The sequence below is a fragment of the Pseudomonas sp. JDS08PS003 genome (assembly GCF_045013505.1).
GTDB lineage: Bacteria > Pseudomonadota > Gammaproteobacteria > Pseudomonadales > Pseudomonadaceae > Aquipseudomonas > Aquipseudomonas protegens_B.
Genome location: NZ_CP120724.1, coordinates 2,199,985 through 2,226,415, shown reverse-complemented (window position 1 = coordinate 2,226,415; position 26,431 = coordinate 2,199,985). Strand labels below are relative to the sequence as shown.

21 protein-coding genes are annotated in these 26,431 nt (G+C 61.7%); 10 read left to right on the top strand and 11 right to left on the bottom strand.

Going from position 1 to position 26,431, the window contains the following annotated elements; genetic code table 11:
* The first annotated feature begins 172 nt into the window (after positions 1-172).
* The 8 genes from P7C00_RS10210 to cobA all read left to right on the top strand — a co-directional run bounded on the left by P7C00_RS10210 (position 173) and on the right by cobA (position 11,686).
* Positions 173-1,384: a CmpA/NrtA family ABC transporter substrate-binding protein gene (locus P7C00_RS10210; protein ID WP_346631838.1), complete on the top strand. Its 1,212-nt coding sequence runs from the start codon at positions 173-175 to the stop codon at positions 1,382-1,384.
* A gap of 15 nt (positions 1,385-1,399) precedes the next feature.
* A complete protein-coding gene (locus tag P7C00_RS10205) occupies positions 1,400-1,975 on the top strand; it encodes an ANTAR domain-containing response regulator (RefSeq protein ID WP_015634757.1) in 576 nt (191 codons plus the stop codon).
* 273 nt (positions 1,976-2,248) lie between these two features.
* A complete protein-coding gene (locus P7C00_RS10200; protein ID WP_346631839.1) occupies positions 2,249-3,460 on the top strand; it encodes a nitrate/nitrite transporter in 1,212 nt (403 codons plus the stop codon).
* Between the two features lie 7 nt (positions 3,461-3,467).
* On the top strand, positions 3,468-5,138 hold the full coding sequence (locus P7C00_RS10195) for a protein kinase domain-containing protein (RefSeq protein WP_404938824.1): 1,671 nt from the start codon (positions 3,468-3,470) through the stop codon (positions 5,136-5,138).
* Between the two features lie 313 nt (positions 5,139-5,451).
* Entirely contained in the window at positions 5,452-7,905 is a 2,454-nt protein-coding gene (gene nirB / locus P7C00_RS10190) for a nitrite reductase large subunit NirB (RefSeq protein WP_346631841.1), read from the top strand.
* A complete protein-coding gene (gene nirD / locus P7C00_RS10185) occupies positions 7,902-8,219 on the top strand; it encodes a nitrite reductase small subunit NirD (protein WP_123725797.1) in 318 nt (105 codons plus the stop codon). The genes nirB and nirD overlap by 4 nt, the downstream gene beginning before the upstream one ends.
* Positions 8,219-10,936: a molybdopterin-dependent oxidoreductase gene (locus P7C00_RS10180; RefSeq protein ID WP_404938822.1), complete on the top strand. Its 2,718-nt coding sequence runs from the start codon at positions 8,219-8,221 to the stop codon at positions 10,934-10,936. The genes nirD and P7C00_RS10180 overlap by 1 nt, the downstream gene beginning before the upstream one ends.
* Positions 10,937-10,945: 9 nt before the next feature.
* Positions 10,946-11,686, top strand: a complete 741-nt coding sequence (gene cobA, locus P7C00_RS10175; protein WP_346631843.1) for a uroporphyrinogen-III C-methyltransferase — start codon at positions 10,946-10,948, stop codon at positions 11,684-11,686.
* Between the two features lie 78 nt (positions 11,687-11,764).
* On the opposite strand, the gene P7C00_RS10170 is transcribed toward cobA, so the two are convergent.
* The 8 genes from P7C00_RS10170 to ppsA form a co-directional block, all read right to left on the bottom strand.
* Positions 11,765-12,742: an OmpA family protein gene (locus P7C00_RS10170; RefSeq protein WP_025128772.1), complete on the bottom strand. Its 978-nt coding sequence runs from the start codon at positions 12,740-12,742 to the stop codon at positions 11,765-11,767.
* A gap of 107 nt (positions 12,743-12,849) precedes the next feature.
* Positions 12,850-13,440: an RNA polymerase sigma factor SigX gene (gene sigX / locus P7C00_RS10165; RefSeq protein WP_011060195.1), complete on the bottom strand. Its 591-nt coding sequence runs from the start codon at positions 13,438-13,440 to the stop codon at positions 12,850-12,852.
* A gap of 86 nt (positions 13,441-13,526) precedes the next feature.
* Positions 13,527-14,351 (bottom strand): mechanosensitive ion channel family protein, encoded by an 825-nt coding sequence (locus P7C00_RS10160; protein ID WP_016964357.1) that lies wholly within the window; start codon positions 14,349-14,351, stop codon positions 13,527-13,529.
* Positions 14,352-14,353: 2 nt separating this feature from the next.
* Positions 14,354-14,599 carry a hypothetical protein gene (locus P7C00_RS10155; protein ID WP_011060193.1) on the bottom strand — a complete coding sequence of 82 codons (246 nt, stop codon included), beginning with the start codon at positions 14,597-14,599 and terminating at the stop codon, positions 14,354-14,356.
* Positions 14,600-14,662: 63 nt separating this feature from the next.
* Positions 14,663-15,658 carry a zinc transporter ZntB gene (locus P7C00_RS10150; RefSeq protein WP_346631844.1) on the bottom strand — a complete coding sequence of 332 codons (996 nt, stop codon included), beginning with the start codon at positions 15,656-15,658 and terminating at the stop codon, positions 14,663-14,665.
* Between the two features lie 25 nt (positions 15,659-15,683).
* The gene (gene rraA, locus P7C00_RS10145; RefSeq protein ID WP_102863848.1) at positions 15,684-16,175 is read right to left on the bottom strand and encodes a ribonuclease E activity regulator RraA; all 492 of its coding nucleotides are present in this window, start codon (positions 16,173-16,175) and stop codon (positions 15,684-15,686) included.
* A gap of 255 nt (positions 16,176-16,430) precedes the next feature.
* Positions 16,431-17,420, bottom strand: a complete 990-nt coding sequence (locus P7C00_RS10140; protein WP_346631845.1) for an alpha/beta fold hydrolase — start codon at positions 17,418-17,420, stop codon at positions 16,431-16,433.
* Between the two features lie 102 nt (positions 17,421-17,522).
* A complete protein-coding gene (gene ppsA, locus P7C00_RS10135; RefSeq protein ID WP_346631846.1) occupies positions 17,523-19,898 on the bottom strand; it encodes a phosphoenolpyruvate synthase in 2,376 nt (791 codons plus the stop codon).
* A 174-nt stretch (positions 19,899-20,072) separates the two neighbouring features.
* Here ppsA and P7C00_RS10130 point away from each other — a divergent pair, with 174 nt between their 5' ends.
* Entirely contained in the window at positions 20,073-20,891 is an 819-nt protein-coding gene (locus P7C00_RS10130) for a pyruvate, water dikinase regulatory protein (protein WP_102863851.1), read from the top strand.
* Between the two features lie 74 nt (positions 20,892-20,965).
* Here the strand turns inward: P7C00_RS10130 and P7C00_RS10125 are convergent, their stop codons facing one another.
* Positions 20,966-22,390 (bottom strand): PLP-dependent aminotransferase family protein, encoded by a 1,425-nt coding sequence (locus P7C00_RS10125; RefSeq protein ID WP_404938820.1) that lies wholly within the window; start codon positions 22,388-22,390, stop codon positions 20,966-20,968.
* 93 nt (positions 22,391-22,483) lie between these two features.
* Between P7C00_RS10125 and P7C00_RS10120 the strand changes: the two genes are divergently transcribed.
* Positions 22,484-23,437, top strand: a complete 954-nt coding sequence (locus P7C00_RS10120; protein WP_404938818.1) for a DMT family transporter — start codon at positions 22,484-22,486, stop codon at positions 23,435-23,437.
* 116 nt (positions 23,438-23,553) lie between these two features.
* Here P7C00_RS10120 and prpD read toward each other — a convergent pair whose 3' ends face one another.
* Together prpD and prpF are read right to left on the bottom strand one after the other, a co-directional pair.
* Positions 23,554-25,038 (bottom strand): 2-methylcitrate dehydratase, encoded by a 1,485-nt coding sequence (gene prpD / locus P7C00_RS10115; RefSeq protein ID WP_404938816.1) that lies wholly within the window; start codon positions 25,036-25,038, stop codon positions 23,554-23,556.
* A gap of 160 nt (positions 25,039-25,198) precedes the next feature.
* The gene (gene prpF / locus P7C00_RS10110; protein ID WP_346631850.1) at positions 25,199-26,389 is read right to left on the bottom strand and encodes a 2-methylaconitate cis-trans isomerase PrpF; all 1,191 of its coding nucleotides are present in this window, start codon (positions 26,387-26,389) and stop codon (positions 25,199-25,201) included.
* Positions 26,390-26,431 lie beyond the last annotated feature (42 nt).

Below are 26,431 nucleotides of genomic sequence, written 5' to 3'. Positions count from 1 at the left end.
CTTGCAGGCGAGGCGCAGAATGAAATCCCCGGCAATGGCATATGCCTTGCACCCACTTGCTTCATCAGACCTGCGCCAATGGCGGTCCAGGTTCAAGGACAACGGCGTCGTCACCCGCACGGGCTTTGCCTGACCAGTGGGTACGACGCTTTTTTATGCAAGGTGCCAAGCCATGACTGAACACCCCAACTCCGCGCTGGCCTGGGTCAACGGCAGCGACGCCCCGGAAAAGTCCGCCATCAACCTGGGCTTCATGGCCCTGACCGATTGCGCCTCAGTGGTGGTCGCCGCCACCCAGGGCTTTGCCCAGCCCTACGGGCTGACCCTGAACCTCAAGCGCCAGAGCTCCTGGGCCGGGCTGCGGGACAAGCTGGTGAGCGGCGAACTGGACGCAGCCCACAGTCTGTACGGCCTGATCTACGCCGTGCACCTGGGCATCGGCGGGACCCATGCCTGCGACATGGCCGTGCTCATGGGCCTGAACCAGAACGGCCAGAGCATCAACCTGTCCCGGGAACTGCAGGCCCTCAAGGTGACCAGCCCTGATGCATTGGACCGCCATGTGCACCAAAGCCGGGCACGACTGACCTTCGCCCAGACCTTCCCCACCGGTACCCACGCCATGTGGCTGTACTACTGGCTGGCCAGCCAGGGTATCCACCCGCTGCAGGATGTCGACAGCGTGGTGGTGCCGCCGCCGCAGATGGTGGCTCATCTGCAGGCCGGGCGCATCGACGGGTTCTGCGTCGGCGAACCCTGGAGCGCCAGTGCAGTGCAGCAGGATCAGGGCTTCACCCTGGCCACCAGCCAGGCGATTTGGCCGGATCACCCGGAAAAAGTCCTTGGCTGCACCCGTGCCTTCGTCGAGCAATACCCCAACACCGCCCGGGTCCTGGTGATGGCGATTCTCGAAGCCAGCCGCTTTATCGAGCAAAGCCCGGAAAACCGCCGCAGCACTGCCCAGTTGCTGAGCGCCGCCGATTACCTGAATGCACCGCTGGACTGCATCGAGCCGCGGCTGCTGGGGGATTACGCCGACGGCCTGGGCAATCGCTGGCAGGACCCCCACGCCCTGCGCTTTCACCACCATGGCGCCGTCAACCTGCCCTACCTGTCCGACGGCATGTGGTTCATGACCCAGTTCCGGCGCTGGGGCCTGCTGCGTGAGGACCCGGATTACCTGGGCGTCGCTCGCCAGGTGCAGCAGCTTGAGCTGTACCGCGAAGCCGCCACCGCGCTGGGCATCGCCGCCTGGGGCCAGGACATGCGCAGCAGCCAGTTGATCGATGGCAAGGTGTGGGACGGTTCTCAGCCTGCCGCCTATGCCCGCAGCTTCCGCCTGCATGCGCTGAACGACACCCCTCCCCTTGTTGCCCAGCGCTGACCGGAGCCCGCGAACATGCTGCGTATCCTGCTGATCAACGACACCGCGAAAAAAGTCGGAAGGCTCAAGGCCGCCCTCAGCGAAGCCGGTTTCGAGGTGATTGACGAATCCGGCCTGACCATCGACCTGCCGGGCCGCGTCGAAACGGTGCGTCCGGACGTGATCCTGATCGATACCGAGTCACCCAGCCGCGATGTCATGGAGCAAGTGGTGCTGGTCAGCCGCGATCAACCACGACCCATCGTGATGTTCACCGATGAACACGATCCGGGGGTGATGCGCCAGGCGATCAAGTCCGGGGTCAGCGCCTACATCGTCGAGGGCATCCAGGTCCAGCGCCTGCAACCGATTCTCGACGTGGCCATGGCACGTTTTGAAAGCGACCAGGCCCTGCGCGCGCAACTCCAGGCCCGGGACCAGCAACTGGCCGAACGCAAGCGCATCGAGCTGGCCAAGGGCCTGTTGATGAAGATGAAAGACTGCGACGAAGAACAGGCCTACACCCTGATGCGCCGCCAGGCCATGAGCAAACAACAGAAGCTGATCCAGGTCGCGGAACAGATCATCGCCATGCAGGAACTGCTGGGCTGACCCCCGCCCCGTAGGAGCCAGCTCCTGAGCCAGTTCCTGCCGCCGGTGTCGACCGGGGTTGGCGCGGCTCTTGCTATCAGATCCACAACGGTAACCAACGGCGGTTGCCCCACCTACGACAAAGACGTCGCGCACCCTGCTCGCCCTCAACGAGCCGGGTGCCGACGTTTTTTCGTTTTGGCCCCATTGACCGGGGTCGGTGGCGCGGCCGTGGCGGCGCTCCACCTGCAAGCTCATGACGACTCCAACGATTCTTATCAGCTGAGGTGCGCGATGAATTCAAGCTTCTGGAAATCCGGCCACACCCCGACCCTGTTCGCGGCCTTTCTGTATTTCGACCTGAGCTTCATGGTCTGGTACCTGCTGGGGCCCCTGGCGGTGCAGATCGCCGCCGACCTGCACCTGAGCACCCAGCAACGCGGGCTGATGGTGGCCACGCCGATCCTTGCCGGCGCGGTACTGCGCTTCATCATGGGCCTGCTGGCCGATCGTCTGTCGCCCAAGACCGCTGGCCTGATCGGCCAGGTCATCGTCATCGGCGCCCTGTTCGGCGCCTGGAAGCTGGGCATCCACAGCTATGAGCAAGCGCTGCTACTGGGGGTATTCCTCGGCATGGCCGGCGCCTCCTTCGCCGTAGCCCTGCCCCTGGCGTCGCAGTGGTATCCGCCACAACACCAGGGCAAGGCCATGGGCATCGCCGGTGCCGGCAACTCCGGCACCGTGTTCGCCGCACTGATCGCTCCGGTGCTGGCGGCGGCTTTCGGTTGGAGCAATGTCTTCGGCTTCGCCCTGATCCCGCTGATCCTGACACTGGTGCTGTTCGCCTGGCTGGCGAAGAACGCCCCCGAGCGGCCGCGAGCCAAATCCATGGGCGACTACTTCAAGGCCCTGGGGGACCGCGACAGCTGGTGGTTCATGTTCTTCTACAGCGTGACCTTCGGCGGTTTCATCGGCCTGGCCAGCGCCCTGCCCGGTTACTTCAATGACCAGTATGGCTTGAGCCCCGTCACCGCCGGCTACTACACCGCCGCCTGTGTCTTCGGCGGTAGCCTGATGCGCCCTCTGGGCGGCGCCCTGGCCGACCGTTTCGGCGGTATCCGCACCTTGCTGGCGATGTACAGCGTGGCGGTGATCTGCATCGCCGCCGTGGGTTTCAACCTGCCCAGTTCCTACGCTGCCCTGGCCCTGTTCGTCTGCACCATGCTGGGCCTCGGCGCTGGCAACGGCGCGGTGTTCCAACTGGTACCGCAACGTTTTCGCCGGGAAATCGGGGTCATGACCGGGCTGATCGGCATGGCCGGCGGCATCGGCGGCTTTGCCTTGGCCGCCGGCATGGGCGCGATCAAGCAAAGCACCGGCAGCTATCAACTGGCGCTGTGGCTGTTCGCCAGTCTCGGGGTCCTGGCCTGGTTTGGTCTGCACGGGGTCAAGCGCCGCTGGAGAACCACCTGGGGCTCCGCCGCCGTGACTGCGGCGCGAGTCTGAGCGCGCCATGGGCCTGCAACTGAGCCACGCCGAGGCCAGCGCCACCGGACCGCGGGCGGAGAATCAGGACGCCTTGCGCCGGGTCACCCCGGCGCCGGATCTGGCGGCGAGCAAAGGCCTGCTGTTCGCCATCGCCGATGGCGTCAGTCAGTGCGCCGACGGCGGCCTGGCAGCGCGTTCGAGCCTGCAGGCCCTGGCCCTGGATTACTACGCCACCCCGGAAACCTGGGCCGTGGCCGAGGCCCTGGAACGCCTGCTGACCGCTCAGAACCGCTGGCTCCAGGCCAACGGCGGCGGTCAGCCCCTGCTCACCACCCTCAGCGCCCTGGTGCTGCGGGGCCGACGCTTTACCCTGGCCCATGTTGGCGACTGCCGGGTCTACCGCTGGCACCAGCAGCAGTTGCAACGCATCAGCGAGGACCACGTCTGGGATCAGCCGGGTATGCAGCATGTGCTCAAGCGTGCCCTGGGCCTGGACCAGCATCTGGTGCTGGACTTCCTCGATGGCGAACTGCGCCAGGGGGAAAGCTTTCTGATGCTCAGCGACGGGGTCTGGGCCACCCTGGGCGACAGCGCCATCGCCGCCATTCTGCGGGACCAGCCCGACCTGGACAGTGCGACACAGACCCTGGTCAACGCCGCGCACCTGGCCGGTAGCCAGGACAACGCCAGCGCGCTGCTGGTGCGGGTCGACGAGCTCGGCGAAAGCAGCCTTGGCGATGCCCTGCTGCACCTGCGGCAATGGCCCTTGCCGCCGGCGCTGAAACCCGGGCAGCGCTTTGAGGGCTGGCAGGTCGAGGCGCTGATCAACCAGAGCCAGCAATCCCTGCTGTACCGAGTACGTGACGAGCAACACCAAGCCTGGCTGCTGAAAACCCTGCCCGAAGCCCTGCATGACGATCCCGGCGCCTGCCAGGCGCTGCTGTCCGAAGAATGGCTGCTGCGGCGGATCGCCGGCCGCCACTTTCCCCAGGTACATGGCAGCCCTTCGCGCCAGCACCTGTATTTCCTGATGCGCGAATACCCCGGCCAGACCCTGGCACAACTGTTCCAACAACACGGCCCCCTGCCCCTGGCTCAGTGGCAGTCCCTGGCCGAGCGCCTGTTGCGGGCCGTGGGCCTGATCCATCGGCGGCAGATTCTGCACCGGGACATCAAGCCGGAAAACCTGCTGTTGGGGGACGATGGCGAACTGCGGGTGCTGGATTTCGGCCTGGCCTACTGCCCGGGCCTGTCGGCCGACCCGGCGCATTTGCTGCCCGGCACCCCGAGTTTCATCGCCCCGGAAGCGTTCAATGGCGAACCGCCCAGCCCACAGCAAGACCTCTACGCAGTGGGCGTGAGCCTGTACTTCCTGCTGACCGGGCACTACCCCCATGGTGAGATCGAAGCCTTCCAGCGTCCGCGCTTCGGCGTGCCGACCAGCCCCAGCCGCTATCGCCCGGACCTGCCGGAATGGCTGGAGCAGAGCCTGGAGCGCGCAGTGGCCAGCACCCCGGCACAGCGCTATGAAACCGCCGAAGAATGGCTGCTGGCACTGGAACAGGGCGAACGCCGCAGCCTGAACAGCCGACCCCGGCCCTTGCTGGAACGCGAACCGCTGAAGGTCTGGCGCGGCATCGCCCTGGCCGCCCTGCTGCTCAATCTGCTGCTGGTATTGCTGTTGCTGCATCGCTGACTGCCACTGCGGCAGCGCCTAGCAGTACCGAAAGTGGGCGTGGCGCCTCGATTCGGTGCAGCGCTCAACATCGGCCAGGACGAAATCTGTGCCTGAGCCCGGTAAAACCGCGCCCTCGGCAACTTGGCACAAGCGCTGCATTAGATCAGGCAACAGACATAAAGCCCGGCCTTCAACGACGAAGGCAGGCTTCCCGAGAGAACGGGATCGGACAAAGGCGTCCTCGTCAGGCCACTGACGGGACGCCTTTTTTGTTTGCGCGCATTTTGTCGAGCCAGGCCTCACTGACCCTGCCTGAGCTCCGGAGAAGCCCATGAAAAGACTCAAACTGGTGATGATCGGCAACGGCATGGCCGGGGTACGTACCCTGGAAGAGCTGCTCAAGCTGAGCGATGAGCTGTACGACATCACGGTCTTCGGCGCCGAACCCCACACCAACTACAACCGCATCTTGCTATCGCCAGTGCTGGCCGGTGAACAGACTTTCGAGGACATCGTCCTCAACGACCTGGACTGGTACCTGGACCACAACATCAAGCTGCTGCTCAACCGCAAGGTGGTAGAGATCGACCGGATCAAGCGCCGGGTAATCGCCGAGGACGGCAGCGAAGCCGAGTATGACCGTCTGCTGATCGCCACCGGCTCCACGCCCTTTATCCTGCCGATTCCCGGTAAGGACCTGCAGGGGGTAATCGGCTATCGCGACATTGCCGACACCCAGGCGATGATCGACACGGCCAGGACTCACAAGCATGCGGTGGTGATCGGCGGCGGCCTGCTGGGCCTGGAAGCCGCCAACGGCCTCAAGCTGCGCGGCATGGACGTGACCGTGGTGCATATCGGCGAATGGCTGCTGGAACGACAACTGGACCAGACCAGCGGCCAGTTGCTGCAAAGCGCCCTGGAAAACCGCGGCCTGAAGTTCCGCCTGTGCGAACAGACCCAGGCCCTGATCGATGCCGGCAATGGTCGGGTCGGGTCGGTGCAGTTCAAGAATGGCGAGATCATCCCCGCCGATCTGGTGGTGATGGCCGCCGGCATCCGCCCCAACACCGAGCTGGCGGAACGGGCCGGCCTGCCCTGCAACCGCGGAATACTGGTCAACGACACCCTGCAAACCTTTGACCCGCGCATCTACGCCATCGGCGAGTGCGCCAGCCACCGCGGTATCGCCTACGGGCTGGTGGCGCCGTTGTTCGAACAGGCCAAGGTCTGCGCCAACCACCTGGCCCAACTGGGTTTCGCCCGCTACCAGGGCTCGGTGACTTCCACCAAGTTGAAGGTCACTGGCATCGATCTGTTTTCCGCCGGGGATTTCATGGGTGGCGACGGCACCGAAACCATCACCCTCGCCGACCCCATTGGCGGGGTCTACAAAAAGCTGGTGATCAAGGACGACGTGCTGGTCGGCGCCTGCCTGTATGGCGACACCGCGGATGGCGGCTGGTACTTCCGGCAAATCCGCGAGCAGCAGGCCATCGGCGAGATCCGCGACCACCTGATGTTCGGTGAGAACGCGTTGGGCGACGTCGGCCATCAGGGCCAGGACAAGGCCATGAGCATGGCCGACACCGCCGAGGTCTGCGGTTGCAATGGGGTGTGCAAGGGCACCATCGTCAAGGCCATTCAGGAACAGGGGCTGTTCAGCGTCGACGAGGTCAAGAAGCACACCAAGGCCGCCAGTTCCTGCGGCTCCTGTGCCGGGCTGGTGGAGCAGATACTGATCAACACCGTGGGCGGCGCGGCGGACGTCAAGCCGAAAAGCGAAAAAGCCATCTGCGCCTGCAGCGACCTGAACCACGGGCAGATCCGCCAGGCAATTCGCGACCAGCATCTGCTGACCATCGCCGGCACCATGAGCTACCTCAACTGGCGCACCCCCAACGGTTGTGCCACTTGCCGTCCGGCGCTGAACTACTACCTGATCTCCACCTGGCCGGGGGAAGCCCGGGACGATCCGCAATCGCGGCTGATCAACGAGCGGGCCCACGCCAACATCCAGAAAGACGGCACCTATTCGGTGGTCCCCAGGATGTGGGGGGGCGTGACCAATCCGTCCGAGCTGCGACGCATCGCCGATGTCGCCGACAAGTACCAGGTGCCCATGGTCAAGGTCACCGGCGGCCAGCGCATCGACCTGCTGGGCATCCGCAAGGAAGACTTGCCCGGAGTCTGGAAAGACCTGGACATGCCGTCTGGCCACGCCTACGGCAAATCCATCCGCACCGTGAAGACCTGCGTCGGCAGCGAGTTCTGCCGCTTCGGGACGCAGAACTCCACCCAGCTGGGGATCGAGCTGGAACACGACCTGTTCAACATGTGGTCACCGCACAAGGTCAAGCTGGCGGTCTCCGGTTGCCCGCGCAACTGCTCGGAAGCCGGGATCAAGGACGTGGGCATCATCGGCGTCGATTCCGGCTGGGAGATGTACATAGGCGGCAACGGCGGGATCAAGACCGAGGTGGCGGAGTTTTTCGTCAAGCTCAAGACCGCCGAAGAGGTGCGCGAGTACAACGGCGCCTTCCTCCAGCTGTACCGCGAAGAAGCCTTCTACCTCGAACGCACCGTGCACTACCTGCAACGGGTCGGCATGGAGCACGTGAAAAAGGCCGTGCTGGAAGACCCCGAACGGCGCAAGGCGCTGAACGAACGCTTGCAGTTCTCCCTGTCCTTCGAGCAGGACCCATGGCAACAGCGTCTGGCCGAGCCGCAGCTGAAAAAAGAGTACGAGTCGATCCCCGTAAAACAACTGGAGGTGCCGGCATGAACTGGCTGGATATCTGCGCCCTGGAAGAGATCAATGCCCTGGGCTCGCGCATCATCAAGGGCCCCAAAGGCGATATCGCGATTTTTCGTACCAGCGATGATCAAGTCTTCGCTCTCGACGATCGCTGCCCGCACAAGGGCGGCCCCCTGTCCCAGGGATTGATCTACGGCAAGCGCGTGGCCTGCCCACTGCACAACTGGCAGATCGACCTGGAATCCGGCGAAGCCCAGGCCCCGGACACCGGCTGCGCCCATCACCATCCGGCGCGGGTGGAAAGTGGCCGGGTGCAGTTGGCCCTGCGGGATGCTGGCTGATGAAGCCCCAGAGCACGGCCTCGACCTGTTGCTACTGCGGGGTCGGCTGCGGTGTGCTGATCGAGCATGACGGCCGGCAGATCCTCGGGGTTAGCGGCGATCCGGCGCACCCGGCCAACTTCGGCAAGCTGTGCAGCAAGGGTGCCAGCCTGCATTTGACCGGCGATCGCGACGCCCGCGCCCTGCACCCGGAACTGCGCCTGGGCAAGGATCTGGCTCGCAGCCGCTGCGACTGGGACAGCGCCCTGGAGCATGCCGCCGGGGTGTTCGCCCAGACCATCACCGAACACGGCCCGGACAGCGTGGCCTTCTATGTCTCCGGGCAATTGCTGACCGAGGACTACTACGCCTTCAACAAACTGGCCCGGGCCCTGGTAGGCACCAACAATATCGACAGCAACTCCCGACTGTGCATGTCCTCGGCGGTGGTGGGCTACAAACGCAGCCTGGGGGCCGATGCGCCACCTTGCAGTTATGAGGACCTGGAGCAGAGCGATTGCGTGGTGATCGTCGGCAGCAACATGGCCTATGCCCATCCGGTGCTGTTTCGACGCCTGGAACAGGCGAAAAGCCAGCGTCCGGACATGAAAGTCATCGTCATCGACCCGCGCCGTACCGATACCTGCGATCTGGCCGACCTGCACCTGGCGATACTCCCCGGCACCGATGTCGCACTGTTCCACGGGATTCTCCACCTGTTGCTGTGGGAGGACTGGGTCGATCGGGATTTCATCCGTGAACACACCGAGGGCCTGGCCGAGCTGAAAACCCTGGTCCGCGACTACACCCCGGCGATGGTGGCGCAACTCTGTGGTATCAGCCTCGAGCAACTGCAGCAGTGCGCCCAATGGATAGGCACGGCGCCCAGTTTCCTGTCGCTGTGGTGCATGGGCTTGAATCAGTCCAGCGCCGGCAGCGCAAAAAACAGTGCGCTGATCAATCTGCACCTGGCCACCGGGCAAATCGGCCGAGTGGGTGCGGGCCCCTTCTCCCTCACCGGTCAGCCCAATGCCATGGGCGGGCGCGAAACCGGCAGCCTGAGCAACCTGCTCCCCGGGCACCGGGAAGCCGCCGACCCTCAACATCGCGCTGAGGTCGCCGCTTATTGGGGGGTGGAACAGTTGCCCGCCAGCCCCGGACTGACCGCTATCGAGTTGTTTGAACAGCTGCAAAACGGTCGCATCAAGGCCTTGTGGATCACCTGTACCAACCCGGCGCAGTCCCTGCCGGACCAGAACGCTGTGCGCGCAGCACTGCAGCACTGCCCTTTCGTGGTCCTTCAAGAAGCCTTCGCCACCACGGAAACCGCGGCCTTCGCCGACCTGCTGTTACCTGCCGCCAGTTGGGGCGAAAAGGAAGGCACGGTGACCAACTCGGAACGGCGGGTTTCTCATGTGCGCCAGGCCGTGATCGCGCCCGGCGAGGCACGACCTGATTGGGCCATTACCGTGGATTTCGCTCAGCGCCTGGAGCAACGCCTGCGTCCCGGGCAGCCGAGCCTGTTTGGCTTCGATTCCCCCGTCCAGCTATTCGATGAGTACAAAGGCCTGACCCGGGGCCGCGATCTGGACCTGTCCGGCCTCAGTCACGAGTTGATCGACCGTCTCGGCCCGCAGCAATGGCCCTTCCCCAGCGGCGCGACACAGGGCACGCCGCGCTTGTATGGGGATGGGCGTTTTCCCACCGCCACTGGCCGTGCGCACTTTGTCAGTGATCCTTACCTGGCCGCCAAGGAACAACGGGATGCACGCTTTCCCCTGACCCTGATCACCGGTCGGCTGCGAGACCAATGGCACGGCATGAGCCGCACCGGTACCGCGGCGCAGCTGTTCGGCCATGTCAGCGAAGCGCTGCTGAGCCTGCATCCGGACGAACTGCGGCGCCAGCGGCTACGGGAGGGTGATCTGGTCAACCTGAAAAGCCGCCGTGGCAGCGTGATCGTCGCCGTCAGCAGTGATGACAGCGTGCGCCCCGGCCAGGCCTTTCTGCCGATGCACTGGGGCGATCGCTTCCTCAAGGGCGGGGTCAATGCCGTCACCCAGCCGGCCTTCGATCCTCTGTCCAAACAGCCGGAACTCAAACACAGCGGTGTGCGCCTGGAGCCGGTGCAGTTGCCTTGGCAATTGTTTGCCCTGATCGAGGGCGACGTGCAGGCGCACTTCAGGGCGCTGCGCCCCCTGTGCGAAGCCTTTGCCTATGTCAGCCTCAGCCTGACCGGTCGCGAACGTCCGGCCCTGGTGATTCGGGCCGCTCACCAGGCGGCGCCGCAGCCGGCGTTGCTCAAGCTCATCGATCAGCAGTTGGGGCTGGAAACCGGGCCGGTGCTGGCCTATGACGATCCGCGTCGGGCCATCGGCAAACGGGTGCGCATCGAACAAGGGCGGATCACCGCGATTCGCCTGGCCGGGGAAACCCTGGCCCAGCACTGGCTGCAAGAACTGTGGCTCGAAGGGCGCGCCGATGAGCAACTACGACGCTGGTTGCTGGCGCCGATGAGCAGTCCGCCGGGGGCCAGTGGCCTGGGCGGGGAACGGGAGCGCACCCTGTGCAACTGCAAGAACGTCAGCTACCGGGCGGTTCGTGCCGGTATCGCTGAAGGCCTGAACCTCGACCAACTGAAACAACAACTGGGTTGCGGTAGCCAATGTGGCTCCTGCGTGCCGGAGATCAAGCGCCTGCTGGCGGCTCCGGTGCAACCTGTCGCCGTCCCTGTGTGAGGAAAACGTATGAGCGCAAAAGTCTGGCTGGTAGGAGCAGGGCCTGGAGACCCCGAGCTGTTGACCCTCAAGGCCGTACGCGCCCTCGGCGAAGCCGATGTGGTGTTGATCGACGATCTGGTGAACAGCGCGGTGCTGGAGCATTGCCCTACGGCGCGGGTCATCCCGGTGGGCAAGCGCGGTGGCTGTCGCTCCACGCCCCAGGCCTTCATTCATCGCCTGATGCTGCGCTATGCCCGTCAAGGGCGCTGCGTGGTGCGCCTCAAGGGTGGTGATCCATGCATTTTCGGGCGTGGTGGCGAGGAAGCCCAGTGGCTGAAGGAACGTGGAATCGAGGTGGAGTTGGTCAACGGCATCACTGCCGGACTGGCGGGTGCAACCCGTTGTGATATTCCCCTGACCCTGCGTGGTGTGGCTCGGGGCGTGACCCTGGTGACCGCCCACACTCAGGATGACAGCAGCCTGAACTGGCAGGCTCTGGCTCAAAGCGGTACGACCCTGGTGATCTACATGGGGGTGGCGAAGCTGGCGGAGATTGCCAAACACCTGCGTGACGGTGGTCTGGCAGCCGATACGCCGGTGGCGATGATTGAAAATGCCTCGCTGCCTGAACAGCGGGAATGCCGCAGCGATCTGACGGGAATGGAGCGCGATGCCCTGCGCTTCGAGTTGAAGAGCCCGGCGATCCTGGTGATCGGTGCAGTGGCGGCCACTGAGTCCGCCATCCAAGCCTGCGCGCGACAAGCCTGAGTCGCACCTCTGGGCCAGGTAAATCGCAGACAAAGAAAAACCCGGCCTAGGCCGGGTTTTTCCAAGCTACAAGGCTAATTACTTAGCTTGAGCTTCAACCGAGGCTTCTACGCGACGGTTAACTGCGCGACCAGCTTCAGTTGCGTTGTCGGCAACTGGGCGGGACTCACCGTAACCAACGGATTGAACGCGGTTAGCGCCAACGCCGTACTGGTTGACCAGAACTTGTTTAACGGCGTTTGCACGACGCTCAGACAGCTTCTGGTTGTAAGCGTCAGGACCGACGGAGTCAGTGTGACCTTCAACAACGGTGGTGGTCTGTGGGTACTGATTCATGAAATCAGCCAGGTTTTTGATGTCAGCGTAGCTGTTAGGCTTAACGACCGACTTGTCGAAGTCGAACTTCACGTCCAGCTCAACACGAACAACTTCAGCAACTGGAGCTTCTGGAGCTGGCTCAGGAGCCGGAGCTGGAGCTACTGGAGCTGGAGCAACTTTGCCGCCGCTGCCACCGAAGTTCACACCCAGACCGATAGTAGGAGCGTAGTCCCACTTGCCGTTGTCCAGCTTGTAGTCAGCTTCAACGCCGGCACGGGCGAACAGGTTGTCGGTGAAGTAGTACTTAACACCAGCGCCTGCAGTCAGGAAAGTCGACTGGTCGCGGCCGCTGTGACCGTCAGCGATCACGTTGGTCATGCTCTTGTGAGCAACACCGCCGGAAACGTATGGACGCAGAGCGTCACCCACGGTACCAAAGTGGTACTGAGCGTTCAGGCCGAAGTTGTCGCCTTTGATTTTCTGGTTACCAGTACCGTCGTTAGAACGGGTGTGGTTGGTCTTGTCGTAGGTGGCGTTCAACGACAGATCGTCGGTCAGGAAGTAACCGATCGATGCGCCTGGGTTGAAGCCGTCTTCAACGTGATTAACGCTGTCGTTGTACTGTTTTTTGTAAAACAGTTCACCCTCGACCGCGCCTTGGCCTTGCGCCAGAACGCCGAACGAAGTCACGGCAACAATAGAACCAATGGCAATGCCCAAGGTGTTTTTCAGTTTCATCCGTTAAATCCCCATCTGGTGATTGTAAAGCAGTCCCACATACCGGGGGACAACTCGGCGGTAAGTCTATCAGAACTCACCTAGACGTAAGAGATATTTGCGCCGAACTAAGTTTCAGCAATGCCTGCAAATTTCTCACGCAATTTATCAAGAGCACGTTTGTAACGCATCTTTGTAGCACTCAACCCCATATGCATGATGTCCGCGATCTCCTGAAACTCCAGCTCTGCGACAAATCGTAGCACCAGAATCTCCCGATCAATCGGGTTCACATGCACCAACCAGCGGTCAAGTCCGCCCTTCTCCTCAGGTTTCGGCGCCTTCTCTTCAGAGGCCTCCTCGAGGGGGTCAAGACTTAAAGCGTCCATCAACCGACGCTTGCGCCGCTCCTTGCGATACTGCGTGATGCATTCGTTGTACGTGATGCTATATAGCCATGTCTTGAACTTCGATTTACCCTCAAAGTTCTTAAGGCCATACAGCACCTTCAACATCACTTCCTGACAGACATCATCCGCATCCCGATCGTTCCCTAGATAACGTGCACAAACATTAAATAGGGTCCTCTGATAGCGCCGCATCAACTCTTCATAGGCGCGTGTTACGTGAAACAGCTCCGTATGTGAGCGCGCAACCAACTCCTCATCAGAGAGCTCACGGGGGTCATAGCGCGTGGATAGCGATTGGGTTTTATTCAAAACGAGTCGTGCCGACAGTCAGGTCAATGTCCGCCGCTGCCCGGTGGGGCATTTTGCGGCGGCATACATTAGCAGGGTTTGCCGGGTTAGCGGCTACTTACATGCTGCTCCAGCAGGATCCGATTGGACAGAGAGACTAGCTCACCCTCCTCGGTCAGCAATGTAGTTTTAACCGTGCCGATCTCTTCGATCTGGCCTTCGACCTCACCAACACGTACTTGTTGCCCAACCTGATACAACTCACGCACATAGATTCCCGCAAGAATCTGTCCGGCAATTTCCCGGCTTCCCAAACCCATGGCCAGCGCAACGGCCAGACCAACGGTAATCAACACGATCACGATCACATGGTTGAGCAGGTCGGTTTTGACCTCCAACTGACTGATCGCAACGGAAATACTGATGATGATGACAAGCCCCTGGGCAATCCGTCCCAGGCCACTGGCATAATCGAGGCCTACACCTTCCGCCGCTCCGCGCACCAGGCCGTTGGCCAATTGCGCCAGCAGAACCCCCACCAACAGCACCAGCGCAGCACCAAAAACCTTCGGCAAATACAGCGCAAGCATGTCGAGCGTAGCCGAAACTCGCTCAAGTCCAAGGGATTCAGCAGCAGAAACCAGAAAAATAAGCAGAACAAACCAATAGACGATCTTGCCGATCAAGGTTGAGATCGGTACTTGCAAGCCTGCGCGGGACAGCAATTTGGTCAAACCGGTACCGCCCATCAGGCGATCCAGGCCCAGCTTGGCCAGCAATTTCGACAGCAGGGTATCCAGCAGCTTGGCCACCACGAAGCCCAGCAACAGCACCACCAGCGCGCCGAACAGGTTCGGAATGAAGTTCGCCACCTTGGTCCACAAGGCAGTCATCGCCGTGACGAGGCTCTGCGTCCAGAGATCAAGTTCCATATTCAATCAGCCTTATCAGCAGTGCGAGCAGAAGATTTACGACGGGAAACCGGCGCGATATGGGCCGATCCGTTATTCAAGGCGATCATCAGCGCCGGCAGCCAACGGCCCAGCAGGCTGAACAGATCCCCCGCCCCAACCTGACGGTTGGCGGTTTTCAGTACGCGGCCCAGGCAGGCATCGTCATCGCGGCTCGATGGCGAAGCTTTGAGCATGTCACGCAAAGACTGTTCAAACGGATCGTGCATACGCACCTCTGGTGATGTCTGGAAAAGACGCGATCAGATTTATTCGGGTCACATGACGCATCATCACACCCAGCGCAAACGGCGAAACAACCACCATTGTCCCAGGGCCACCGACACCAGCAGCAGGCAGGCGATGATGAATCCGTAAGGGCTGGCGGAGAACGGAATGCCGCCAACGTTGATCCCCAGAAGACCGGTGAGAAAACTCATGGGCAGGAAGATCCCGGTGATGATTCCGAAGCGATACATGGTGCGATTCATGCGTACGCTCAAGCGTCGGTCTTCGGCCTCCAGCGCAAGCCCCACGCGCTCTCGAGTCAATTCCAGCTCTTCCAGGTAACGGGTCAGGCTGTTGTGCAGTTCGTTCCAATAGTCACCATCATCGACGGCGAACCAGGGCAGTTTTATTCGACTCAGTTGGGAGAAAATATCCCGCTGCGGCGCCAGAAAACGCTTCAACCCGGCAGCCCGGCGACGGATCTGCAAAATGCTTCCATGCTCAGGGGTATACCGTTCGTCGGCATCTAGCTTTTCCTCTTCAGCATCGACCACTTCAGACAGGTCGCTGACCAGATCCTGCACTTTATGGGTCAGGTACTCGGCCATATAGAGGAGGAGTTCGGCGGCGGTTTTCGGCCCCTTGCCCTCGGCCAGCTGCAACAACAGCTCATCGGTGGCCCGCAAAGGCCGCAAACGCAGGGAAATGACCCGCTGTGCAGACGCAAAGATGCGCACCGAGACCATGTCTTCAGGCTCGGCACCCGGATTGAGATTGATGCCCCGCAGAAACAGCAGCAGTTCCGACTCCGGCAAGGCCAGCAAGCGCGGCCGGGTATTTTCCTCCAGCAGCAGATCACAGCTGAATTCGCTCAAGCCACTGGAGCGGCGTAACCAGGTCTGGGTTTGCGGATGACTGCGATCCCAATGCAGCCACAGGCTTTCATGGGCCTGCAGCTGCAGAGCGTCAAGCTCAGTCCGGGCAATCGAACGCGCACCGCCTTCACCATCCAGTACCAGGGCATGCACCAGCCCCCATTGCGCGTTTTCTTCCTCGAACATCCTCATCCCTTGTCAGGCCAATTGCTTATTCAGGCATTTTCAGCGGGCTCGGCGATACGATCACGCCGTTGTTATCGGCGTAGACATACTGGCCCGGACGGAAAGTCACACCGGCGAAGGTCACCGCTACATTGAGATCACCAATGCCACGCTTGTCGGTCTTCATCGGGTGACTGGCCAGGGCCTGAACACCGAGGTCAGTCTGTGCGATGACATCCACATCACGGATACAACCGTAGATCACCAGACCTTCCCAGCCATTCTTCGCCGCCTTCTCGGCCAGCAGGTCGCCTAGCAGCGCGCGACGCAGGGAACCACCGCCATCGACCACCAGCACCTTGCCGTGACCCTTGAGTTCCACTTGCTCCTTGACCAGCGAGTTGTCTTCGAAGCACTTGATGGTGACGATTTCCCCGCCAAAGGAATCGCGACCACCAAAGTTGCTGAACATGGGCTCAACCACCTGGACCAGGTCCGGGTAAGCGTCGCATAGGTCGGGAGTGAGGTAATGGTTCATCGAGAAACTCCTGTAGCAGAAAGAACACGATCGAAGGTATCGGCAAATTCCAGGGGCTGCCTTGAAAATACGAGCTCAGGCGGCAGATGTTTAACCCGCAGTGCCTGAGGCGCTGACCGGCCTGTCGCGTATTTTGCAGCCGCACCACTGGAACGGAAAGTCGACTCAATAACTGAATGTGACCAAAACAGCACAATTCGTCATATCTTAGCCGCAAGCGCTATCGAGCGAAATGCCCTTGTCAGAGCCTTCGCGTCAGACCACAGCCACCTGCTCGGACGCGGAAACCAGCAACGGCGTCTGCTGATCCCTGAGCCAGCGCTCCACTAACGGCCAGACCTCAGTCTGCGCCGGTTTGCTCACCAACATCTCGACATGACCGAAATTGCTACTGAACCCTAGCTCACGGCCCAGGCAGACAAATTGTTTCTGCTCGCTGGCCAACTGATCGAACAACTTGCGACAGGCCCAGGTCGGGTCCTGATGATCCCCAGTTGCACTGACCGCCAGCGCCGGCACTGAAACCTCCGCGAGCCCCGCCCACCAATCCTTCTCGGCATCACCAAAACGACCGAACAGGCCATGCCAGCGCATGCTTTCCAACGCCAGGCCAATAGGCTCGTCTTCCGGACCGCGCTTGAGTCGGGAACCGGAGAGTTGAGCAAAGCGCTTGATCACCAGGCGCCCACCCCACTCCACCATAGGAATCTTCAGCGGCCAGTAGGTGCGACTGACCTGTGTGCCGAAAAACGCCGCCGAAGCCACCCCCGCATCCCCCAGATACTGCCCGCCCAAAGCCGCCGCCAGGGTGGTACCGCCCAGGGAATGGCCAATCCAGTGGGGTATTTGCGCACTTTGCTCACGAACGAAGGCAGCAATCGCCGGCAGGTCGTAACGGGCGTAGTCGGCCACCCGATTCTTGCGGTAATCGGCGTTGCGTCGCGACAGACCGTGGCCGCGCATCTCGGGAATCCACACATCAAAGCCCGCTCGGGCCAGATAGGCCCCGAGGCCAATGCCCTTGGGCGAATACCAGAAACGCCGGTTGGAAAAACTGCCGTGAAGCAGGACCACAGGCACACCCCGGGCTTCGGGCTCATCGGCCAGCCCCAGACGGGTCACCGCCAGCTCCACGGAGCTGTCCGGACTGTTGCCGGGTTTCAAGCGATAGACATCTTCGCTGAGGTCGCCTCGACGCTCGGCACTGATCAAGGCGACGGGAAATAGGTTGCTGCTGCTTTGCATATTCTTCTTGCACAAAAAAGGGCGGCATCCAGAAGAAGCACGCCCTGCTTGAATCTTCAAGAGCCGGCCAGTCTCACGAGCGACCGGCTCTTCGTTCACCGATTACGCCGCGCCCTGGCCTTCAGCCAGGAAGAACCAGGTTTCCAGCACCGAATCCGGGTTCAACGAAACGCTTTCAATGCCCTGCTCCATCAGCCACTTGGCCAGGTCCGGGTGATCCGAAGGCCCCTGGCCGCAGATGCCGATGTACTTGCCGGCCTTGTTACAGGCGGCAATAGCATTGGCCAGCAGCTTCTTGACCGCAGGATTACGCTCGTCGAACAGGTGAGCAATGATCCCCGAGTCACGGTCCAGGCCCAGGGTCAGCTGAGTCAGGTCGTTGGAACCGATGGAGAAACCATCGAAGTACTCGAGGAACTCATCCGCCAGGATGGCGTTGGATGGCAGTTCGCACATCATGATCACGCGCAGACCGTTTTCGCCGCGTTTGAGGCCGTTTTCAGCCAGCAGATCCACCACTTGGCTGGCTTCGCCCAGGGTACGCACGAACGGCACCATGATTTCGACGTTGGTCAGGCCCATCTCGTTGCGCACGCGTTTCAGCGCGCGGCATTCGAGCTCGAAGCAGTCACGGAAGGATTCGCTGATGTAACGCGAAGCACCGCGGAAGCCCAGCATCGGGTTTTCTTCTTCCGGCTCGTAGAGCTTGCCGCCGATCAGGTTCGCGTATTCGTTGGACTTGAAGTCCGACAGACGCACGATGACCTTCTTCGGCGTGAACGCTGCCGCCAGGGTGCTGATGCCCTCGACCAGCTTGTCGACATAGAAGTCCACCGGATCGTGGTAACCGGCGATGCGCTTGTCGACGCTGTCCTTGATCTCTTGCGGCAGCCCGGCGTAGTTCAGCAGCGCCTTGGGGTGCACGCCGATCATGCGATTGATGATGAACTCCAGGCGGGCCAGGCCCACGCCGGCATTGGGCAGCTGGGCGAAGTCGAAGGCACGATCCGGGTTACCGACGTTCATCATGATCTTGAACGGCAGCTCCGGCATGGCATCCACGGAGTTCTTCTTGATGTCGAAGCCCAGTTCGCCTTCGAAGATGAAACCGGTGTCACCCTCGGCGCAGGAAACGGTCACACCCTGACCATCCTTCAGCAGCTCGGTGGCGTTGCCACAACCGACCACTGCAGGAATACCCAGCTCGCGAGCGATGATCGCGGCGTGACAGGTACGGCCGCCACGGTTGGTGACAATGGCGCTGGCGCGCTTCATCACCGGTTCCCAGTCCGGGTCGGTCATGTCGGAGACCAGCACGTCACCCGGCTGAACCTTGTCCATCTCGGAAACGTCCTTGATGATCCGCACCTTGCCGGCGCCGATGCGCTGACCGATGGCACGGCCTTCCACCAGTACGGTGCCGGTTTCCTTGAGCAGGTAGCGCTCCATGACATTGGCCTGGGTGCGGCTCTTCACGGTTTCCGGACGTGCCTGGACGATGTACAGCTTGCCGTCGTCGCCGTCCTTGGCCCATTCGATGTCCATCGGGCACTGATAGTGCTTCTCGATGATCATCGCCTGCTTGGCCAGCTCGCTGACTTCCGCGTCGGTCAGGCAGAAACGTGCGCGATCGGCCGCGTCCACGTCCACGGTTTTCACCGAACGGCCGGCCTTGGCTTCATCGCCGTAGATCATCTTGATCGCCTTGCTGCCCAGGTTGCGGCGCAGAATGGCCGGACGACCGGCTTCAAGGGTGTTCTTGTGGACGTAGAACTCGTCCGGGTTGACCGCACCCTGAACCACGGTTTCACCCAGGCCGTAGGCGCCGGTGATGAACACCACATCACGGAAGCCCGACTCGGTGTCGAGGGTGAACATCACGCCGGCAGTGCCGGTTTCCGAACGGACCATGCGCTGCACACCGGCAGACAAGGCCACCAGCTTGTGGTCGAAACCCTGGTGTACACGGTAGGAAATGGCGCGATCGTTGAACAGGGAGGCAAACACTTCCTTGGCAGCGCGAATCACGTTCTCCACGCCACGGATGTTGAGGAAGGTTTCCTGCTGGCCGGCGAAGGACGCATCCGGCAAGTCTTCGGCAGTGGCCGAAGAGCGCACAGCCACGGCCACTTCGGGATTGCCCGCCGACAGTGCAGCAAAGGCAGTACGGATCTCGGTGTTGAGGCGCTCGGGGAATTCGGCGTCCATGATCCATTGACGGATCTGCGCACCGGTCTTGGCCAGGGCATTCACGTCATCGACATCCAGCGCATCGAGCGCCGCATGGATCTGGTCGTTCAGACCACTCAACTCAAGAAAATCACGGTAAGCCTGAGCTGTCGTGGCGAAGCCACCAGGGACCGATACGCCCGCACCTGCGAGGTTGCTGATCATCTCGCCCAGGGATGCGTTCTTGCCCCCCACATGCTCAACATCGTGTTTGCCGAGCTTATCGAGGGAAACTACGTACTCTACCAAGGTGATCTCTCCACTAACTGTGTTGGAAAAGCTCAGAAGCCGGCTGCTCTTTGGAGCGTTTGCCCGCTATATGGCCTGGACCTGGAAAATAAGTGAGAATGCGGGCCATTCCCGGCCGACAAATCGCGCCTATCATATCCAAGAATCGTCACTAGCTTAAGGCCCAAGCCGCAAATGAAACGATCTGCTTTCTTTATCTCCGACGGTACCGGCATCACAGCGGAAACCCTCGGCCAGAGCCTGTTGGCGCAGTTCGAAAACGTTACCTTCAGCAAATTCACGCGGCCGTATATCGACAGCATGGAAAAAGCGCGGGCCATGGTACAACAAATCAATATAGCCGCCGAAAAAGACGGCTATCGACCGATTATCTTCGACACCATCGTCAATCAGGACATTCGTGAGATTCTCGCGACCTCCAATGGTTTCATGATCGACATCTTCTCGACCTTCCTCGCGCCCCTGGAACAGGAGCTCAGCGAGCATTCTTCCTACTCCGTCGGCAAGTCCCATTCCATTGGGCACAACTCCAACTACATGGAACGGATCGAGGCGGTGAACTTCGCCCTGGACAACGACGACGGCGCCCGCACCCACTACTACGACAAGGCCGACCTGATCCTGGTGGGCGTGTCCCGCTGTGGCAAGACCCCGACCTGCCTGTACATGGCCATGCAATTCGGCATCCGTGCGGCCAACTACCCGCTGACCGAAGAAGACATGGAGCGCCTGCAACTGCCCAACGCCCTGCGCGCCCATAAACACAAGCTGTTTGGCCTGACCATCGACCCGGACCGCCTCACCGCGATCCGCAACGAGCGCAAACCCAACAGTCGCTACTCCAGCTATGCCCAGTGCGAGTTCGAAGTGCGAGAAGTGGAAAACCTGTTCCGCCGCGAAAACATTCCCCACATCAACTCCACGCATTTCTCGGTGGAAGAGATTTCGGCCAAGATCCTCGTGGAAAAAGGTGTGGAACGGCGCTTCAAGTAAGCATCGACGCCACTTCAGCCGATCCGAGGTGGCAAGGACCCGTCCTTGCCACCTCCCCTTGCTCCTTCAGCGCCTCACCACCCCGGCAATCCGGGTTCCTGACTCAGCGCCGTCGCCAGCGCAGCAAAGCCCTCGGTCAGTTTCCGATCATCGGCAGTGGTATTGCAGACACTGGCACGAATGAACTGCGGCACCGCCGCCTGGCCTACGGCAAAGGCCTCGGCCGTGGCCACCAGATAGTGCTGCTGCTTCAGATGCACTTCGATCTCCGAGGCCCGCCAAGGCTCGGGGACCCGGACCCAGAAATGCGGACACGCCTGCGGACTGCGCCACTCCAACCCTTGCAGCAAACCCGCCACCAGCTCCTTGCGACGAGTGATCTCGGCCATTTGCTGCTGACGCAGGCGCTCGGCAATGCCGTCGTCGATCCACCCGGCAGCAAGCTCCAGGGCTAACGGAGTGGCCATCCAGCAGGTCGCGCGCAATGCTGCGGCCAATCGTCCCACCAAAGGCTGCGGCCCATGCACGAAGCCGACCCGCAACCCAGCCGCCACGGCCTTGCTCAGGCTGCTGATCAGCACCGTGCGCTCCGGGGCAAAATGCGCCAACGGCGCTGGGCGCCGATCCATCAGCACGGCATGGGTTTCGTCTTCAAGAATCAACAGATTATGCCGCCGACAGACCTCGGCAATGGCCCCCCGTCGCGCCGGGGATTGCACCGCAGTGCTGGGGTTCTGCAAGGTCGGCGTGCAATACAGAGCTGCCAGTCGGTGATGTCGGCAAGCTTCCTCCAACGCCTCGGGCAGCAGCCCCTGCTCATCCATGGGCAAACCCAGCAACTTGATCCCCAACATCCGCGCGGTACTGATCAGGCCAGGATAGGTCAGGTGCTCGGTGGCCAGGGTATCCCCGGCCTTGAGCAGCGCCAGCAGGGCGATATGCAGGCCGTGCTGGGCCCCGTTGACACAAATGACCTGACGGGGATCGACCTGCAACCCCTCCTGGGTCAGCCAGCGCGCCCCGGCCTCACGATAGCGGGGCAACCCGGCCTCGGGACTGTAGCGAGCCACCTCCAGCAGCCCGTGGGGATCTTCCGCCAGTGCCCGCAGGCTCTGGGCGATAAAACGACTCTCCGGTCCGGGAATATGGGTATTGCGACTCATGTCGAACAGCGTGGGCGATTCGTCACCGGCAGTGCGGAATCCCGAGTCGCGCTGACGCTGCAAGCCGTCCTGGCGCACATAAGTGCCATCGCCGACCCGCGCCACCACCTGCCCCAGGCGCTCCAGTTCAGCATAGGCACGGCTGATGGTGCCGATGGTCACGCCCAGTTGGTCGGCCAGCAGCCGATGGGGGGACAGTTTGCTGCCGGGCGCCAACAGCCCTTGATCAATGCCTTGCTCCAGCGCCTCTGCCAGACGCTTGTACTTGGGCCCCGAGCCATCTCGCAACGCGGAACGCAACATTGACACCATGTCAATACTTACTTTGACAGCCATCACTTACCCCAATAACGTGCTTTACAGGTTCAATCACCGGAAATGACTCGCTAAATATAGGGGTCAATTGCCGATCACGAAAGGAATGTCAGTGTGAGCACAACCACGGCAGCACCCATTACTCAGGCGCCATCGCGCCACTGGCTCGCCGTTCTGGTGACCTGCAGCCTGTTCCTGATTGTCTGCCTGAGCTGGGGTACCACCTGGCTGGGGATCAAGATGGCCGTAGAAAGCACTCCCCCCTTGACCGCTGCCGGACTGCGCTTTCTGATCGCCTTCCCGCTGTTCGCCTGTTTTGCCTGGCTGCGGCGCGAACCCTTGATGTTTCCCAAGGGCAGCCGCGGCTTTCTGCTGTTTGTGACCCTGTGCTACTTCAGCCTGCCCTACACCCTGCTCAACTACGGCGAGTTGCACGTGTCTTCCGGCCTCACTGCATTGCTGTTCAGTTGCATGCCGGTATTCATCCTGATTTTTTCCGCCCTTCTACTGCGGGAAAAGATCCATCTGGCGCAAATGCTCGGCATCGCCATCGGCTTTGCCAGCCTGTATCAGATCATCCGCGGCCAGGGCCTGCACCTCGATCACCAAGGACTCAGCGGCGTACTGGCCATACTCGGCGCGGCGCTGCTGCATGCCTTGTGTTACGTGGTCACCAAGAAACATGGCAGCGCCATCAGCGTCATCACCTACAACACCCTGCCCATCGGCATCGCCGGCCTGCTGCTGTGCCTGGCAGGACTCTGGATCGAGCACCCGGATTTTGCCGCCATCACGCCACGCTCCTGGGGCGCCCTGCTGTACCTGGGGCTGGCGGCTTCGGTGGGTGGGTTCATCGTCTACTTCTTCCTGCTCAAACGCCTGAGCCCGGTCATCCTGTCCTTTGTCTTCATCATCTTTCCGGTGTTCGCGGTGATCATCGGCGCCTGGTATGAAGGCCAGAGCCTGTCCCGGGACTTGCTGCTGTACTGCGCCACCCTGCTCGGCGGCTTCGCCATCACCAAATTGCCATTGGATAAATGGCTGTCCACAAAGCCCACCCAACGCTAAAGAGACACTGTAGGAGCGAGCATGCTCGCGAAGCTTCTCGGAACGCCAGGTTCGCCCGGCAAACCCATGTCATCGTTGACGTTCATCGCGAGCAAGCTCGCTCCTACAAGGGGGGATCAGATCACCAGCAGGTCGACGAACCGGTGCACCGGCGTTGCCTCAAGCCGAGCCGGGTCCTTGCACAGTTGGAAAATCTGCGTCGAACGCTGGGCGGTGAAGCGCGTGGCCAGGTTGGCCCTGAACTTGTCCTCCAGCAATGGAATGCCTTCGGCGCGGCGACGACGGTGACCGATGGGATATTCCACCGCCACCTGTTCGGTGCTGGAGCCGTCCTTGAAGAACACCTGGATCGCATTGGCAATGGAGCGTTTGTCGGCCTCCAGGTATTCACGGGTGTAACGCGGGTCTTCGACGATCTCCATCTTGCCCCGCAACTGATCGATGATCGGATGCGCAGCATGGAAATCATCTTCGTAATGCTCGGCCACCAAGGTGCCGAAGGCCAGGGGCACTGCGGTCATGTATTGCAGACAATGGTCGCGGTCGGCGGCATTGGCCAGCGGCCCGACCTTGGAAATGATGCGGATCGCCGATTCATGGGTGGTGATGACGATCCGCTCGATCTCGGGCAAGCGATTGCGCACCAGGGGGTGCAGAGTCACCGCCGCTTCACAGGCGGTCTGCGCGTGGAACTCCGCCGGGAAGCTGATCTTGAACAGTACGTTTTCCATCACGTAACTGGCGTACTTCTGCGGCAGGCTGAAACAGCGCTGCGCCTCGGGCTTCAACGCCAGGTCCTTGTTGGTGTGACTGAACAGCACGTCATAGAAGCCCCACTGCGGCGCCGTCAGGACACCGGGAATGCCCATTTCACCCCGCAGGGCGATGTCCGCCAGACGCACCCCACGGCTTGAAGCATCCCCCGCCGCCCAGGATTTGCGCGAACCGGCATTGGGGGCATGACGATAGGTGCGCAGCGCCTGGCCGTCGACAAAGGCATGGGACAGCGCCGCCAGCAACTGCTCGCGGTTAGCGCCCATCAGCTTGGCGCAGACCGCTGTGGAGGCAACCTTTACCAACAGCACATGATCGAGACCGACCCGGTTGAAGGAGTTTTCCAGGGCAATCACCCCCTGGATCTCATGAGCCATGACCATCGCTCGCAACACATCGCCCATGGTCAACGGCGCTTCACCATTGGCCACACGCTTTTGCGAAAGATGGTCGGCCACCGCGAGAATGCCGCCGAGGTTGTCCGAGGGATGCCCCCATTCGGCCGCCAGCCAGGTGTCGTTGTAATCCAGCCAACGCACGATGCAGCCGATATCCCAGGCCGCCTTCACCGGGTCCAGACGATAGCTGGTGCCTGGAACCCGGGCACCGAAAGGCACCACGGTGCCTTCGACAATCGGTCCCAGGTGCTTGGTGCATTCGGGGAAACGCAGGGCCAACAGGCCGCAGCCCAGAGTATCCATCAGGCAATTGCGCGCGGTATCGAGGGCTTCTCGGGAGTCGATGGCATAGTTCAGGACATAGTCGGCAATGTCCTGCAGGACCGGGTCGTAATCGGGACGGTTGTTCAGGTCAACGTTGGCGCTCATGAGTGTGTCACTCCAGTTGCAAGGTTGTAGGTGGGGTCATTCCTCAGGTACAGGTCAATAACGGCATCGCAGGTCTGCGCCTGCTCAGCGATTCAATAACAATGTCACGACTGGCGGTTGTGGCGAGGGAGCCCCGCCACCACCGCCAGCATTACTCTGCCTAGAAACTGTCGCCGGGCACTCGCACCCAGCCTTCCATCAGCACGCGGGCGCTGCGGCTCATGATGGCCTTGACCACGGTCCAGTCACCGCCGCTTTGAGTGGCTTCGGCGCCGACGCGCAAGGTGCCCGAAGGGTGACCAAAACGTACCGCGCTGCGCGCACCGCCCCCGGCCGCCAGATTGACCAGGGTCCCGGGAATCGCCGCCGCGGTGCCGATGGCCACCGCTGCGGTGCCCATCATCGCGTGGTGCAACTTGCCCATGGACAGGGCGCGCACCAGCAGGTCGACGTCCCCGGCCTTGATCGCCTTGCCGCTGGAAGCCTGGTAATCCGCCGGCGCGGCGACAAAGGCCACTTTCGGCGTGTGCTGACGCTGGGCGGCTTCGTCCAGGTGCTTGATCAGCCCCATGCGCAGGGCACCGTGGGCGCGGATGGTCTCGAACATGGCCAGGGCCTTGGGGTCGCCATTGATATCGCCCTGCAGCTCGGTGCCGCGATAACCAAGGTCCGCCGCGTTGATGAAGATGGTGGGGATCCCGGCATTGATCAGGGTCGCCTTGAAGGTGCCGACACCGGGCACTTCCAGGTCGTCCACCAGATTGCCGGTGGGGAACATCGAACCGCCGGCGCCCTCTTCCTCGGCCGCCGGATCGAGAAACTCCAACTGCACTTCCGCCGCCGGGAAGGTCACCCCATCCAGCTCGAAGTCACCGGTTTCCTGAACCTCGCCGTTGGTGATCGGCACGTGGGCAATGATGCTCTTGCCGATATTGGCCTGCCAGATGCGCACCACCGCCACGCCGTTCTGCGGAATGCGACTGGCGTCCACCAGGCCGCTGCTGATGGCGAAAGAGCCCACCGCCGCCGAGAGGTTGCCACAGTTGCCGCTCCAGTCGACGAAGGCCTTGTCGATGGCCACCTGACCGAACAGGTAGTCGACGTCGTGATCGGCCTTGATGCTCTTGGACAGGATCACCGTCTTGCTGGTGCTGGAGGTGGCAGCGCCCATGCCGTCGATCTGCTTGTCATAGGGATCGGGGCTGCCGATCACCCGCAGCAGCAGGGCATCACGCGCCGCGCCCGGCAGCTGGGCCACCTCGGGCAGGTCCTGCAGATTGAAGAACACACCCTTGCTGGTGCCGCCACGCATGTAAGTGGCAGGAATCTTGATTTGCGCTACAAATGCCATGGATTTCTGGTCCTGATAAAGACCGGGGGCGGCACCTTGCGG